This window comes from Fluviicoccus keumensis (genome assembly GCF_004217445.1).
Classification (GTDB): Bacteria; Pseudomonadota; Gammaproteobacteria; order Pseudomonadales; family Moraxellaceae; genus Fluviicoccus; species Fluviicoccus keumensis.
Map to the genome: position 1 here is coordinate 54535 of NZ_SHKX01000012.1, position 14657 is coordinate 69191.

11 protein-coding genes are annotated in these 14657 nt (G+C 60.0%); 6 read left to right on the top strand and 5 right to left on the bottom strand.

Annotation, left to right across the window (positions count from 1 at the left end; translation table 11 throughout):
* Positions 1 to 90: 90 nt before the first annotated feature.
* From smc to ligA, 3 genes are all read left to right on the top strand, one after another.
* Entirely contained in the window at positions 91 to 3576 is a 3486-nt protein-coding gene (gene smc, locus EV700_RS08355; protein WP_130412695.1) for a chromosome segregation protein SMC, read from the top strand.
* 11 nt (positions 3577 to 3587) lie between these two features.
* Complete coding sequence (gene zipA, locus EV700_RS08360) at positions 3588 to 4466, top strand: cell division protein ZipA (RefSeq protein ID WP_130412697.1); 879 nt, start codon at positions 3588 to 3590, stop codon at positions 4464 to 4466.
* Between the two features lie 148 nt (positions 4467 to 4614).
* A complete protein-coding gene (ligA, locus tag EV700_RS08365) occupies positions 4615 to 6642 on the top strand; it encodes an NAD-dependent DNA ligase LigA (RefSeq protein ID WP_130412699.1) in 2028 nt (675 codons plus the stop codon).
* Between the two features lie 33 nt (positions 6643 to 6675).
* On the opposite strand, the gene EV700_RS08370 is transcribed toward ligA, so the two are convergent.
* From EV700_RS08370 to ispZ, 5 genes are read right to left on the bottom strand one after another with little or no spacing between them, the layout of a single operon-like run.
* Positions 6676 to 8325, bottom strand: coding sequence for a SulP family inorganic anion transporter (locus EV700_RS08370; RefSeq protein WP_130412701.1), 1650 nt, complete (start codon positions 8323 to 8325; stop codon positions 6676 to 6678).
* Between the two features lie 45 nt (positions 8326 to 8370).
* On the bottom strand, positions 8371 to 10266 hold the full coding sequence (gene mnmC, locus EV700_RS08375; protein WP_130412703.1) for a bifunctional tRNA (5-methylaminomethyl-2-thiouridine)(34)-methyltransferase MnmC2/FAD-dependent 5-carboxymethylaminomethyl-2-thiouridine(34) oxidoreductase MnmC1: 1896 nt from the start codon (positions 10264 to 10266) through the stop codon (positions 8371 to 8373).
* Entirely contained in the window at positions 10260 to 10742 is a 483-nt protein-coding gene (locus EV700_RS08380; RefSeq protein ID WP_130412705.1) for an SH3 domain-containing protein, read from the bottom strand. Before EV700_RS08380 ends, mnmC begins: the two co-directional genes overlap by 7 nt.
* The gene (locus tag EV700_RS08385; protein WP_130412707.1) at positions 10739 to 11038 is read right to left on the bottom strand and encodes a YciI family protein; all 300 of its coding nucleotides are present in this window, start codon (positions 11036 to 11038) and stop codon (positions 10739 to 10741) included. The genes EV700_RS08380 and EV700_RS08385 overlap by 4 nt, the downstream gene beginning before the upstream one ends.
* Entirely contained in the window at positions 11039 to 11575 is a 537-nt protein-coding gene (ispZ, locus tag EV700_RS08390) for a septation protein IspZ (protein WP_130412709.1), read from the bottom strand. It abuts the gene before it with no gap.
* 64 nt (positions 11576 to 11639) lie between these two features.
* On the opposite strand from ispZ, the gene EV700_RS08395 reads away from it, so the two are divergent.
* The 3 genes from EV700_RS08395 (at position 11640) to EV700_RS08405 (ending at position 14655) form a co-directional block, all read left to right on the top strand.
* Positions 11640 to 12473: a PHP domain-containing protein gene (locus EV700_RS08395; RefSeq protein WP_165391393.1), complete on the top strand. Its 834-nt coding sequence runs from the start codon at positions 11640 to 11642 to the stop codon at positions 12471 to 12473.
* Between the two features lie 43 nt (positions 12474 to 12516).
* Positions 12517 to 13140 carry an L-threonylcarbamoyladenylate synthase gene (locus tag EV700_RS08400; protein ID WP_130412713.1) on the top strand — a complete coding sequence of 208 codons (624 nt, stop codon included), beginning with the start codon at positions 12517 to 12519 and terminating at the stop codon, positions 13138 to 13140.
* A 300-nt stretch (positions 13141 to 13440) separates the two neighbouring features.
* Positions 13441 to 14655, top strand: a complete 1215-nt coding sequence (locus EV700_RS08405) for a tryptophan--tRNA ligase (protein ID WP_207224621.1) — start codon at positions 13441 to 13443, stop codon at positions 14653 to 14655.
* Positions 14656 to 14657 lie beyond the last annotated feature (2 nt).

Here is a 14657-nt window from a genome sequence, read left to right on the forward strand (position 1 = left end):
GCTGCATGGATGCAGTCTTGACCTTGCCTTGCCGACCAGGAACCCCCGGCAGGGAGGCTAATTCACCTTTAAATCCGGCATTCCGTTGTCATGCGCCTTAAAAGTATAAAACTGGCGGGTTTCAAATCATTTGTCGATCCGACAACGGTCCCCTTTCCCAATAACCTGACAGCGATTGTCGGCCCCAACGGCTGCGGCAAATCCAATGTCATTGACGCCGTGCGCTGGGTAATGGGTGAGTCTTCCGCCCGATACCTGCGCGGCGAATCCATGGCGGATGTCATTTTCAACGGTTCAACCACCCGCAAGCCGGTCGGCCAGGCCAGTATCGAACTGATTTTTGATAATCAGGATGGGACTTTGGCTGGGGAATACGGGCGTTATGCCGAAATCGCGGTGCGTCGGCAGGTGAGTCGTGAAGGCAAATCTGATTATTATTTGAACGGCAGCAAGTGCCGCCGCAAGGATATTACCGATATTTTTCTCGGGACAGGTTTGGGGCCGCGCTCCTACGCCATTATCGAGCAGGGCATGATTTCCCGCCTGATTGAGGCCCGTCCGGAAGAGTTGCGCAATTACATCGAAGAGGCGGCTGGTATTTCGCGCTACAAGGAACGGCGCAAGGAAACGGAAACCCGTCTGGCGAATACCCGTGACAACCTCTCTCGTTTGAATGATATCCGCGAGGAATTGGCCCGCCAATTGGCGCACTTGCAAAAGCAGGCGGATGCAGCTGAAAAATACCGTCGATTCAAGGCGGAAGAGCGTGAAACCAAGGCGCAGTTGTTCGTGTGGCGCTGGCAGGCCATGCAGGGCGAACAGCAGTCGCTGGAGGCGGGAATCCAACAGCGCGCCGAAGCCTTGGCCGATGCCCTGCAGCAACAGCAAGGTGTGGAAGACGATCTGAGCCGCGCCCGTCAACGCGAGGAGCAGGGACACCAGGCGGTGCTGGCGGCCCAGAATGAATTGCATGGCGCCCGCAACGCGGTAGCCTCGGCGGAACAGCAGATCCGTTACCAGTCCCAGCGTCGCGAACAGATGCAGATTCAGATCCAGAGCTTGCAGCAGCGTTGCCTGCAAAGCGGCGACGAGCGTTCGCATGACGAGGCCGAGCTGGATGCCGTGCTGGCGGAGCTGGAGGTCCTGCAACCCGCCATGGAGGAAATGCAGGCCAGCCACGAGGAGGCCATGTTTCGCCTGGAGAACGGCGAGTCGGCATTGCAGCGCTTGCAGTCCACGCTTGAGACCGCCCAGCGCGAAGTCGCCGCCGCCGGCTCGCGGGTACAGGTAGGGCAGGGACGCATCCTGTCGTTGGAGCAGGGGCTGATGCGCGCCCAGGAAAAGCGCGCCCGCCTGTCACAGGAATTGGGGCAGTTTGCGACGGATGATTTGCTGCTGGACGTGGCGGCCCAGCAGGAGGAGTTGGCGGCGCTCGATCAGGGCTTGCAGGAAACCCAGTTGCAATTGGAGCAATTGGGAGAGGACATGACCCGGGAGACCCGTCGTCAGCAGGATATCGCCCGCTCACTGCATGTCGCCAAGACGGAGCAACAGCAAGTGCAGGGCCGGTTGTCGGCGCTCTCCGCCTTGCAGCAGGCGGCCTTGGGGCGGGATAACCGTGAGTTGAATGAGTGGCTGGCTTCTCGCGGCCTGACGGAAGCGCCGCGCCTGGGGGAAGTGATCCGGGTAAGCGCCGGGCGTGAGTCCGTGGTGGAGCGCGTGCTGGGCGATGCCTTGTCGGCGTTGGTGGTGGATGACTTGGCGGGTATCAATCTGGATGGCGCTCCGCATGTGATGCTGATCGAGAAAGGCGCCGGCGGCTCGGGGGCCGTTGATGCCGAGAGTCTGGCCGTCTTCCTGGCGGAGTCCGCCGGGGTCGACTGGCTGGGCGGCGTGCGCATGGCCGACAGCCTTGCTGCGGCATTGACGGCCCGTCATCAACTGGCGGACGGTGAGAGCCTGGTGACGCCGGAAGGCTATTGGCTGGGGCGGCATTGGCTGCGTGTCTTTGCGGCCAAAACCGAAGACAGCATTATTACGCGCCAGCAGGCGATTGAAGGCTTGCAACAGCGGTTGGCTGAGCTTGAGGTCGAGATTTCCGGGCTGCAACAGCAGCAGCAGGAGAATGCCGCCAGCCTTCAGACCGGGGAAGAGCAGCGGGGTATGTTGCAGAAACAATTATCCCGGGAGCTGCAGGAGCGCGGCGCACAGCAGTCCCGGTTAGCCGGATTGCAGGCGCGACTGACCCAGACCCAGTTGCAGGCGCAACGGGTACGTGAGGAACTGGCCGAGCTGGATGAGCAGTGCCAACTGGATGCTGAATCACTGGCGGAGTCCCGCCTGACGCATCAGGAAGACCTGGAGGCCTGGCAGGAGGCCCAGGTGCGGGAGGCCGCGAATCAGGAAGAGCGTGAGCGTTTGCGCGATCAGGTGCAGCAACTGCGCCAGCACCTGCAGGAGGCCCGAGCCGCGAGTCATCGCCTGGCGCTGGAGCTGCAGGGGCATCAGACCCGTGAAAAGGCTCTGCGCCAGAATTTGCAGCGGACGGATCAGCATTTGACGCAATTGAGATCGCAAACCCGGGACCTGGAAGCAGAGTTTTCTCACCTGGAGGAACCGTTGGCTGAGCTGGCCCTGCAGCTTGAGGATCTGTTGCAAAACCGTGTGGCGGCCGAGGAGAAGGTCCAGTCAGCCGAAACGGCCTTGCAGGAGGCAGGAAGGGCATATCGTGAAATGGAACAGGCCCGCCACCGGCTCTTTTCCAGTATTGAGCCGCTGCGTCAGGAGCTCGAAACTTTCCGGTTGAATTGGCAGAATGTTGCTTCGCGCCAGGAATACCTGATGGAACAGATTCGGGAATTGGGGGTGGAGCCCGAAGAGATTATCTCGACATTACCTGGCGATATTGAAGAAAACGCCTGGCAGGCCCGGCTGGAGCAACTGGCCTTGCGTATCACTCGCTTGGGCGCCATTAACCTCGCGGCGATCGAGGAATATCAGCAACAGGCCGAGCGTAAAGGATTTCTGGATGCGCAGTCCGCTGATCTGGAAGAGGCGGTGGAAAAGCTGGAAAACGCCATAAAGCATATCGACCGTGAAACCCGAACCCTTTTCATGGATACGTATAATCAGGTTAACGCCGGACTGCAGCATCTGTTCCCGAAAGTATTCGGCGGCGGGGAAGCAACCCTGAATCTGGTGGGTGACGACACCCTCAACAGCGGCGTTACAATTATGGCCCGACCGCCGGGTAAAAAAAATTCAACAATTCATTTATTATCTGGTGGCGAGAAAGCGCTCACAGCATTATCATTGGTTTTTGCTATATTTCAGCTTAACCCAGCGCCCTTTTGTTTACTGGATGAAGTTGATGCACCTCTGGATGATGCGAACGTTGGTCGTTTTTGTCGTCTGGTAGAAGAAATGGCACAAAAGGTGCAGTTTATTTACATTACGCACAACAAAATCGCCATGGCAATGGCACAACAACTTATGGGAGTCACCATGCATGAACCTGGGGTTTCACGCTTGGTGGCTGTGGATGTTGAACAGGCTGCAGCCTTGGCAGCCGCTTGAGGTTTCTTTCTATGGAAAACTGGATTTGGGGGGCGGTCGCCGTTGCCCTGGTGGTTCTGGCCAAGACGGTCTGGGATTATATCCGTAGTACGCAAGACGGCGCGGATGCTGTCGGTACGGAAGAAGCTGTCATGACGACGGACGGTCTGCGCGTGGTTTCCCGCGCTGAACGTCGTGAACTGGCGCGCCGGGGTGTTTCCCTGGCTCCCGTGGCGGCGGCGACCGTTCCCGAGGAAGCCGGGCATCCGGTCTCTGTCCTGCACGCCGAGCCCGCCAACGAAGAGATGGATACTGTCCGCCTGATCGTTCCGGCCCGTCACGAGGCGGAGCCCGCCGGTAACGTGATCTCGCTGGAGCTGCGCAAGAAGGCGGTTCCCGAGGACACCATCATCGGCGCCGAGGACGACTTTGTGGATCCTCTGGCCCTGTCGCAATCGCAGAGCCGTGTGGTTGACGCCCAGGACTATGTCATTGTCTACGTGGTGCCCTGTCATGTGCCGTTCGACGGTGAGCGCCTGCTGAAGTCCGCCTTGTCCTATGGCCTGCGCTTCGGCGAAATGTCGATGTTCCACCGTCACGAGCATCCCAGCGGTCACGGCGAAGTGCTGTTCAGCATGGCGCGTGCCGATGACGTCGGCGCATTCGATCTGGAGGCGATGGCCGGTGAGTTCATTCCCGCCCTGACCCTCTTCATGGCATTGCCCAGCCAGCAGCCCGCCCTGGCCTATGACATGATGATCGACACTGCCCGTCGCATCGCGTCCGAGTTGCATGGTGAAGTACTGGATCAGAACCAGAATCCGCTGAACCGTCAACTGGTCGAGCATTATCGCGAAGATGTGCTGGAATACACCCGTCGCCAGTTAATGGGCGTCGCGGTCGCCGTATAACCTGTCCGGGTTGCGGTAAAAGAAAAAGGGGATCGTTTGAATCCCCTTTCTTTTTGTCTTGTGAAACCCGTGTACGGCAATCCTGTCTTTTCCCTGTGCCCGATTCCCGCTATTTTATGTCCCCTGCCCAAACAGGAAGAGGATCGTCATGGTTGCAAGCCCGGAAGTTGTCCAGAAAATAAGCGAACTGAGGCAGCAGCTGCGTTACCACAATCATCGCTATTATGTGTTGGATGATCCGCAAATAAGCGATGAGGCCTATGACGGTATTTTTCGCAGCTTACTGGCGCTGGAACAGGAATATCCGGAGCTGATGACGCCGGATTCTCCGACGCAGCGGGTAGGGGGCGAGCCGATCCCGGCATTTACCAGTGTCACTCATGCAGTACCCATGCTGTCACTGGGAAATGTGTTTTCTTCCGAGGAACTGCGGGATTTCGAGCGCAAGGTGCGTGAGCGTTTGCCGGATGATGGTCAGCCTCTGGAATATTGCGCGGAGCTGAAACTGGATGGCCTGGCAATCAGCCTGATTTATGAACAGGGTCGTTTCGTATATGGCGCAACGCGCGGTGACGGAATTTCCGGTGAGGACATCAGCCATAATCTCCGCACCATCCGCAATTTGCCCCTGCAGTTACAAATACCCAATCCGCCAACATTGCTGGAAGTCCGTGGTGAAGTGTTGATGCCGCGCGCGGGATTTCAACGCCTGAATGCCGAGGCGGCCGAGCGTGGTGAAAAGACGTTCGCCAATCCGCGAAACGCCGCCGCCGGGAGCGTACGTCAATTGGATCCGGCCATGGCGGCTCGCCGTCCGCTGGCGTTTTACGCGTATTCCGTCGCCCGCATTGAGGGAGGCGGCCTGCCCGATACCCAGTATGAAGTCCTGCAATGGCTGAAGCAGGCCGGTTTTTCGCTGAGCGACGATATCCGGGTGGGTTCGGGTCTGGATTTTGTCGAGTCCTTTTACCGCGATATCCAGCAGCGGCGGGACAGCTTGCCGTTTGACATCGACGGCGTGGTCATCAAGATCAACTCCTTGCAGCGTCAGCAGCAACTGGGCTTTGTCAGTCGCGAGCCGCGCTGGGCGACAGCCTACAAGTTTCCCGCCCAACGGGCGGTGACGACCGTGGAATCGGTCAGCTTCCAGGTCGGCCGCACCGGCGCGCTGACCCCGGTGGCGCGGCTGCAGCCGGTCTTTGTCGGCGGAGTCACGGTCAGTAATGTCACTTTGCATAATATGGACGAAGTGCGACGGCTGGGCTTGCATGTGGGGGACAAGGTGGAAGTCTGCCGCGCCGGGGATGTGATACCCAAAGTGGAGCGGGTGGTTGAGGTAGCTGCCGATGCGCAGGATGTCGTGCTGCCTGCCTGTTGCCCGGTTTGCAGTGCGGAACTGGTGCAGGAGGAGGGTGGCGTGGTGGTCCGCTGCAGCGGGGATTACAGCTGCGATGCCCAGATACTGAGGCGGCTGGCCCACTTCGTTTCACGCAAGGCGATGGATATTGAGGGCTTGGGAGAGCGATGGCTGGAGCAGTTCCTGGATGCAGGGCTGGTCAGCAGCAGCGCGGATCTCTACGGGCTGACCGTGGAGCGGTTGCTGGCGGCCGGCTTGGAAGGCATGGGGGAAAGGCTGGCCGCCAATTTGGTGGAGGCTATTGCCCGCAGCCGTGAAACAAACTTGCCCCGCTTCATTTATGCCTTGGGTATCCGGGGTGTGGGGGAAAGCACTTCGTTGGCGCTGGCGCAACATTTTGGCGATTTGAGACCGTTGATGGCGGCAACCCAGGAGCAGCTGCTGGAGGTGCCGGATATCGGCGAGGTTTCAGCGGCGTGGATTATCCGTTATTTCGCCGAACCCGCGCATCAGGAACTGATTGCGGCCTTCGAGCGGGGAGGCGTGGTCTGGAAGCCGCTGGAGCGTCACCATGAGCAGCCGCTGGCCGGGCAGACTTGGGTGCTGACCGGCACTTTGTCGGCCATGGGGCGCGATGAGGCCAAGGCGCGGTTGCAAAAATTGGGCGCCAAGGTCAGCGGCAGTGTCTCGAAGAAAACCACGGTTGTGGTGGCTGGCGAGGCCGCCGGCTCCAAGCTGGAGGACGCCAACCGGCTGGGGGTGGCGGTGTGGGATGAGGCGCAACTGCTCGAGCTGTTTACCGTTCACGGAGTCCGCTGAGCCGGGGGCTGCCTGAGGGGCCACGCCGCCCCGTCAGGCGGCCACTTGCCTGACGGCCGGGCGGTTGTTGTGTACTGCCTGCTCGAAGTCATCAAAATAGTTCTGCCGCCCCAGCATCTGGATGGTGCCGGATTTCAGCAGTTTCTTCTTGACCCGCCAATTGGCCTCGCACAAGGCTACTTCCACGCCGCGCCTGACAAATTTCTCCAAGACCTCTTCCAGTGTCTGGATGCCGGTGATATCCACAAATGGCACACGCTTCAGCCGGATCACCAGCCGCTTCGGATCGGTATGGGTATTCACCAGCGCCCGCTCAAAGTTTTCCACCGCCCCGAAGAAGAACGGGCCTTCAATCGTGTAGACCAACACGCCTTCCGGCAGGGTCTGGCCATGCAGTTCGCTTTCCAGATCCTTGGAGGATTGTTGCTGCACCTCCACGGCGGCCGACATCCGGCTGAGGAACAGCAGGGTGGCGAGGATGACGCCGATATTCACGGCCACGACCAGATCGGTAAAGATGGTGAGCAGGAATGTCAGCAGCAGGATGGCGACATCGGCGCGCGGCGCCCGGCGGACCATGCGAAGGAAATGCTTCATTTCACTCATGTTCCAGGCCACGAAAAACAGGATGGCGGACAGCGCGCACAAGGGGATATTCACGGCCAGCGGGGCCAGGAACAGAATGATCAATAGCAGCGTCAGGCAGTGAACGATCCCGGCCAGCGGGCTGGTGCCGCCGTTGCGGATGTTGGTCGCGGTACGGGCAATAGCGCCGGTCGCAGCGAATCCCCCGAACAAAGGCGCGGCAATATTGGCGATGCCTTGACCGACCAGTTCCTGATTGCTGTCATGCCGTGTTCCGGCCATGCCGTCCGCCACCACGGCGGACAAAAGCGACTCGATCGCGCCGAGCATGGCGATGGTAAAGGCGGGCCCCATCAGTTCTACAATGCGTGAAAGAGTGATATCCGGCAAATGGAATTCCGGCAGTCCGCGTGGAATGCCGCCAAAGGCACTGCCGATGGTGGCGACTCCGGGAAACTGGAAGATCGCCTGCAGGATAGTGGCGGTCGCCAGCGCCAGCAGCGGCCCGGGAATGCGGGAAATCGCCGGGAGTCGGGGTGTCAGGACGACAATCACCAGGCTCAGCAGCCCCAGCAAGGTGGTTGCCTGGTGTAGTTCCGGTAAAACCTGCAGTAGATGCCACAATTTCTGGTGAAAGTGGTCGCCGTGAACGGCAGGCAATCCGAAGAAGTCCTTCCACTGCCCAACCCAGATGATCACCGCGATTCCGGCGGTAAAGCCGACAATCACCGGATTGGGGATGAACTTGATGATGCCGCCCATGCGCGCCAGGCCCAGCAGCAACAGCATGATCCCCGCCATGAGGGTGGCGATCTGCAGGCCGTCAATGCCGTATTTGGCGGTGATTCCGGCAAGAATCACAATGAACGCGCCGGTCGGTCCGGATATCTGTACACGGCTGCCGCCGAACAGGGAGGTCATCAGTCCTGCGACAATCGCGGTATAAAGTCCCTGCTCCGGCTTGGCGCCCGAGGCAATAGAGAAAGCCATGGCCAGCGGCAGCGCCACCACCCCGACGACCATCCCGGCAATGAGGTTATTGAGCCAATGGGCCCGTCCCAGCATGCCGGCTTTCCGTGCTTCTTCGATAACGATCATGAGGGACCGCCCGGTTTGTCAAAAGTCAATTATAGCGCTGCGGGCTTAGGGCTTTGCCGGTTTTTCCCGACGTTGCTCACGCTGCCTGAAACGCGCGGGATGCAGGCTTTTCAATACCCGGTCCGGAACCGGGAAAGGCTCGTCATTCAGCTCGGCGGCCAGAATTTCGGCGCCCAACGGGGCATAACAGAATCCTTTGGAACCGTGACCGATGCTGACGTACAGTCCGGCGAGCGGTGAGTCCGGCCCGTCGGCCAGTGGTCCGATCAGAGGCAGGTAGTCCCGGCTTTGCGTACGATAGGATGCCCGCCCGGTCCAGCAATCCACCGGAGGTAGCGCCGCGCCCAGGCCCGGCACAAAATTGTCCAGCAGGGCCCGGTTGTGCAGATGATCCTCTTCGCGGATATTCGTCCGGTCGTCGTTGGGAATAAAGGAAGCACCCAGACAATGCCGCCCGTGGAACGCCGGGGTGAGATAGCCGCCGTAAGAGAGGACCTTGCGCAGGGCCGCCAACCCCGGTGTAGAGGGCGTCAGCGCGATTTGTCCGCGTACGGGGTAAACCGGCAAATTGTGTGCAAATCCGAAGCGACGGGCGTCCAGGGCATTGGCCAGAATCACGCAGTCGGTCTCGGGCAGCGGCGAGTCGTCGGAGAGCCGGGCGACCCATTCCCCGGCGGCGGTTTGCGTGAGATCCGCAATTTCAGTCCGCCAGCGGCAGCTGATGTTCGGGTCATCCAGCCAGTAGCGATACAATGCTTCCGGGTGCAGGAAACCGGCATCCGGAAAATGCAGGCATTCCGTATCAATACGGACCCCGGCCAGCTGTGAGGCCTCTGCCGCAGATACTTTCTCGACCAGTTGCGGATGCCAGGGGTGGCCCGCCAGTTTCTCGCCCTCGCGCGCTTGGTTTCCGGACAGCAGCCACAACAATCCGGTGGGGTTCCAGACGCCGGGCAATGACCGGACCTGATCCAGCAACCACAGGTAACCTTGCTGCTGGAAATGCCACACCGACAGGTGCGCCGGCGCCAGCTTGGGGTAAATGATGGCTGCGGGATTCCCCGAGGCGGCGGAGCCGGGACCGTCGGCCTTGTCCGCCAGAGTCACCTGCCAGCCGCGTCGGGCCATTGCCCGCGCACAGCTGATGCCGGCAATACCGGCACCCACAACCAGAACGCGCCTTTTGCCCTGGTTTGCCGGCGGACGTTCATAGCCAGTCAGCGGCGGTGGGGCGCCGGCGGCCTGACGCTGCGCCACCAGCATTTCCCGTTTACGCCCGAACCCCTTGGCGCGCACAGCCTGATAGCCGCTTTCATTTAATGCCCTTCGCACTGCCCCGGCGCTGGTATACGTGGCCGCTGTCGCGTCTGCCGCTCCCAACCGCCCCAGATGGGCCAACAGGTCCAACTGCCATAGCGCCGGGTTGAGGCCGGGAGAAAATCCGTCCAGGAACCATGCGTTCACCCTGGCGTTCAGGTCGGGAAGCAATTCAAGCGCATTCCCGAACAGCAAGGTCAGGGTGATGCGGGCCTCCGGAAAAACCAGGCGATGCCATCCGGAGGTCAGGCGGGGATAGCGCGCCAGCAGGGCGGCTGCCTGGTCCGCCAGCTCGGGCCAGAGTGACAGGGCGCGCGTCAGGTCCGGTATCGTCAGCGGATGCAGCTCGGTGGAAATGAAGTGCAGCCAGGCATCCGCCGGTGCGGTTTCCAGCCACAAGCGCCAGGTAGCCAGAAAGTTGAGGCCTGTGCCAAAACCGGTTTCGGCAATGGTGAACGACGAATGCGCCGGCAAGGCGGCAAAGCGCTCCGGCAAGCGATTGCCCGCCAGGAAGACATGACGCTTTTCCGCCAGGCCGTCGTCCACGGAAAAATAGATGTCGCCAAACTGGCGCGAGAATGGAAGGCCTTCGCGCCATTCGATATCAGCGGGGGTGATTACCATGTGGACTTGCGCGACCTCCGGGCTGCGGATCCGGACAGGAACCAGCCCAGCAGCACCCCGGCAATGACGGCGAGCGCGCCGCTGCGGATGTTCTCGGCGCTACGGTCTTCCTGGAGCAGTTTGACCTGCTGTGTCAGGTTTTCGTTTTGCATCGCCAGCACCTGGTTGCGGCTAAGCAGCTCCTGGTTGGCCTGATCCAGCTTGCGCGCATTGGCCAGCAGGTCATGTTCCGCCCGCTGGGCGGGGCTGAGGCTGCCATCGATCAGGATGTTGCCCTTTTGGAGCACCGGCGGCGCTACCGGCGGTGCAGCAATCTCGGATGCTTTCACCAAAACAGCGGGCGGCTTGGCGTCAGCCGTAGGCGCAGAGACCAGTGTGGCCGCGACCGCAGGAGCCGCGGGTGGCGCTTCCGTCGTCGGAGCGGCCTGCAGTTGGCCGGACAGCAGGGCTATCAGCAACGGCAGGCCGCCTTTCATGGCAGCGTCTTCCGGAATGGCTTCACGACAACCCGGCTGTAAACGCCGGTCAGATGATACGGATCCGCTTCCGCCCAGGCGGTTGCGGCCTCCAGCGAGTCAAATTCGACGATGACCAGACTGCCGGTGAAACCGGCTTCACCCGGATCGTTGCTGTCGATGGCGGGATGAGGTCCGGCCAGCAGCAACCGTCCCTCGGCCTGCAGGGCCTTCAGACGGTCCAGATGCGCCGGTCGCGCCGCCAGGCGCTTTTCCAGGGAGCCGGGCACATCCTCGGCGATAATGGCGTACCACATTCAGGTCTTCTCCTCATTTTTCAGATATCGCGACAACAACATCAGTTGGCCGATCAGGAAGGCGATGGTGAAACCCAAGCTGCCCAGCACCTTGAAGTCCACCCAGTAAGCGGGATAGTGAAACGCTACCCACGCATTCAGCCCTCCCATCACCGCAAAGAACGCCACCCAGGCCAGATTCAGCCTGTTCCACAGCGAATCCGGCATTTCCAGGGCCTGTTCCAGCATGGCCTTGGCCAGCGGCTTGCGTCCGGCCAGCTGGCTGCCCAGGAAGACCAGGGCGAAAACCCAATTGATGACCGGCGCTTTCCACTTCAGCCAGGTTTCGTCATGCAGCAGCAGGGTAATCGAACTGAACGCGATGGTGGCGATCAAGGTAAACCACTGACCCTTTTCGAGTTTGCGGGCCATCAGGAAAATGCCGGCATAAACCACGACCGAACTGATGATCAGCGCGGCGGCGGCGGTATATATGCCATATAAATGGTACGCGCCAAAAAAAACAAACAGGGGGATAAAATCGAGAAACGCTTTCATAAAATGGGCAGTGGCGGGGGTTTCTGTTAAAGTGCCGATGTTAAACCCCTTTCTACTGTCTGTCATGCCAGCGATTGATCTTCACAGCCACAGCCTGTATTCCGATGGCAGCCTTTCTCCTTCCGACTTGTTCGGGTTGGCCGCCCAACGCGGTGTGGAAATGTTGGCCCTGACCGACCACGACAGTATTGCCGGGCTGGAGGAAGCGCGCCTGGCTTCCGAAGCCGCCGGTATCAGGCTGATTGAAGGTGTCGAGATTTCGGTCATGTGGGGAAAAACGCTGCTGCATGTGCTGGGCTTGAATATCGATGCCCGCCAGGTGCTGTTGCAGGACCGTCTGCGTCTCCAGGCGGAGGCCCGGGGCCTTCGCGCCCGCCTCATCGCCGACCGCTTGGCGGCGCTGGGTCAGGGGGATTGCTGGGAATATGTGCTGGCGGATGCCGATGGCGACGCGGACAGGGTGGGGCGCACCCATTTTGCCCGCTATCTGCTGGATACCGGACGGGTGCGTAACCTGCAGCAGGCCTTCAACAAATTCCTGGCGGAAGGCAAGCCCGCCGCCGTGCCGATTCCGTGGATCAGCCTGCCTGAAGCCATCCAGTGGATTACGGAAGCCGGAGGCGTGCCGGTACTGGCGCATCCTTCACGCTATGGCTTGTCCCAAACCCGGCTGCGCGCCTTGCTCCAGGAATTCCGGGCATTGGGGGGCGTCGGCATGGAGGTCAGCAGCGGCGCCGAACGCCCCAATGTCGTCCAGCAGCTGGCGGCATTAGCCCAACGCTTTGAGCTTCGCGCTTCCCAAGGCAGCGATTATCATGGGGCGCACATGCCCTGGCTGAAACTGGGAGTTTTTCCGGAACTTCCGAAAGCATGTGTGCCTGTCTGGGAATTGTTTTGATCTTTTGAGGATCTGTCCGTCATGGCGGTCAGAATAGTTAATCATGAGCCAGTATTTTCATATTCACCCCGAAAATCCGCAGCCGCGATTGTTGAAACAGGCCGCTGCGATTGTCCGTAACGGTGGCGTTATTGCCTATCCGACAGACTCCGCTTATGCGCTGGGTTGCCATCTTGGCGACAAGGACGCCTTGCAGCGCATCATTCGCCTTCGTCAGTTGGATGAAAAGCATCATTTCACGCTGATGTGCCGCGATCTTTCCGAAATCGCCACGTATGCCAAGGTGGACAACGCCACGTACCGGTTACTGAAGGCGCATACGCCAGGTGCTTATACCTTCATTCTGGCCGCCAGCGGCGAAGTCCCGAAACGGTTGATGCACCCCAAGCGCAAGACCATCGGCCTGCGCGTGCCGGAGCACGCGATCTGCCAAGGGCTGCTTGCGGAATTGAACGAGCCGCTGTTGACCACGACGCTGCAGTTGCCCGGCGCTACCGAGCCGCTGTACGACCCCGAGGAAATCCATGAATCCCTGGGCAAGCAGTTGGAGCTGGTGATCAATGGCGGTTTTGGGGCCATGGTCTCGACAACGATGGTTGACTTATCCGACCCTGACGGCGTGAAAGTGCTTCGTGTCGGAGCTGGTGATACCTCGCCATTTGACTGATCCCGCCAGTTTCTGACCATAATGTTAAAAAGATGTTCATTGAACGGATTTAGGGTCTTGCGTTTACAGTTTGAGTGCAGATATTATCTGCATGTGACTTTACTTATCATGGAGTTAAGTGAAGTCGGACGCCTAGGGTTGGGTGTCTCTCCTTGTTGATGGTGGTAACTTGTTATACAGGCAGACCGAACTGGTCTGCCTTTTTTTATTTGACTGACTGTTGATCAAGCCGTTCTTTTTTGGCCCTGTCCGCCGTTATAATCCCAAGAATTTAATTTTCATCATGTTTTCCGGAAAATCATGAGCGTTGTTTCTTCTTCCTCGCGCGTGCTCTCGGGCATGCGGCCAACCGGCCGGTTGCACCTCGGGCATTACCATGGCGTTCTCAAAAACTGGGTCAACCTCCAGTACGAACATGACTGCTTCTTTTTCGTGGCTGACTGGCATGCCCTGACTACGACCTATGAAGATCCCCGTGTGATCCAGGAGAGCGTCTACGGCATGGTGGTGGACTGGCTGGCGGCGGGCGTCAATCCGAAAGCGGCGACCATTTTCGTCCAGTCGCGCATGCCCCAGCACGCCGAGCTGCATCTGCTCCTGTCGATGATGACGCCGTTGGGCTGGCTGGAACGCGTCCCGACCTACAAGGACCAGCAGGAAAAGCTGCGGGAAAAGGACCTGGCAACCTATGGCTTCCTCGGTTATCCCCTCCTTCAGAGCGCCGACATCCTGCTGTATCGCGCCGGTCATGTGCCGGTCGGCGCCGATCAGGTTTCCCATATCGAACTGACGCGCGAAGTCGCCCGCCGTTTCAATCACCTTTATGGCCGGGAGCCCGGCTTTGAGGAGTTGGTGGAAGCCGGCATCGCCAAGATGGGCAAGAAGGCGGCCAAGGTCTATGTGGATCTGCGTCGTCGCTATCAGGAAAGCGGTGATGAAGAGGCGCTGGCCACGGCCCGCGCGTTGGTGCAGGACCAGCAGAACATCACGCTGGGGGATAAGGAGCGTCTGTTGGGCTCGCTGGAAGGCAGCGGCAAGATTATCCTGCCCGAACCGCAACCCTTGCTGACGCCCGCGTCCAAGATGCCGGGCCTGGACGGGCAGAAGATGTCCAAATCCTACGGCAACACCATTTCCTTGCGCGAAGAGCCGGACAGCGTTGACCAGAAGATTCGTCGCATGCCGACCGACCCCCAGCGCATACGTCGCACCGATGCCGGTAATCCGGACATATGCCCGGTCTGGCAGCTGCATACGGTCTATTCCGATGACGCTACCCGGCAATGGGTGCAGCAGGGCTGCCGTTCCGCCGGGATCGGTTGTCTGGAGTGCAAGAAGCCGGTGATTGACGCCGTCAATGCCGAGCTGGCTCCGATGCGTATCCGCATGCGCGAATACGAAGAGCAGCCCGAATTGATCCGCAGCATCCTTGCCGAGGGAGCGGAAAAGGCGCGGGATGTGGCCGAAGACACCCTGCGCGATGTGCGTGACGCCATGGGGCTGGGGTATCGGTAACT

Bases quoted from the DNA above. Each gene is read 5' to 3' on its own strand.
- EV700_RS08405 (WP_207224621.1), top strand. From the start codon at position 13,441: ATGAGCGTTGTTTCTTCTTCCTCGCGCGTGCTCTCGGGCATGCGGCCA.
- EV700_RS08370 (WP_130412701.1), bottom strand. From the start codon at position 8,325: ATGATCGTTATCGAAGAAGCACGGAAAGCCGGCATGCTGGGACGGGCC.
- EV700_RS08395 (WP_165391393.1), top strand. From the start codon at position 11,640: ATGCCAGCGATTGATCTTCACAGCCACAGCCTGTATTCCGATGGCAGC.
- ligA (WP_130412699.1), top strand. From the start codon at position 4,615: ATGGTTGCAAGCCCGGAAGTTGTCCAGAAAATAAGCGAACTGAGGCAG.
- ispZ (WP_130412709.1), bottom strand. From the start codon at position 11,575: ATGAAAGCGTTTCTCGATTTTATCCCCCTGTTTGTTTTTTTTGGCGCG.
- mnmC (WP_130412703.1), bottom strand. From the start codon at position 10,266: ATGGTAATCACCCCCGCTGATATCGAATGGCGCGAAGGCCTTCCATTC.
- EV700_RS08380 (WP_130412705.1), bottom strand. From the start codon at position 10,742: ATGAAAGGCGGCCTGCCGTTGCTGATAGCCCTGCTGTCCGGCCAACTG.
- EV700_RS08400 (WP_130412713.1), top strand. From the start codon at position 12,517: ATGAGCCAGTATTTTCATATTCACCCCGAAAATCCGCAGCCGCGATTG.
- zipA (WP_130412697.1), top strand. From the start codon at position 3,588: ATGGAAAACTGGATTTGGGGGGCGGTCGCCGTTGCCCTGGTGGTTCTG.
- EV700_RS08385 (WP_130412707.1), bottom strand. From the start codon at position 11,038: ATGTGGTACGCCATTATCGCCGAGGATGTGCCCGGCTCCCTGGAAAAG.
- smc (WP_130412695.1), top strand. From the start codon at position 91: ATGCGCCTTAAAAGTATAAAACTGGCGGGTTTCAAATCATTTGTCGAT.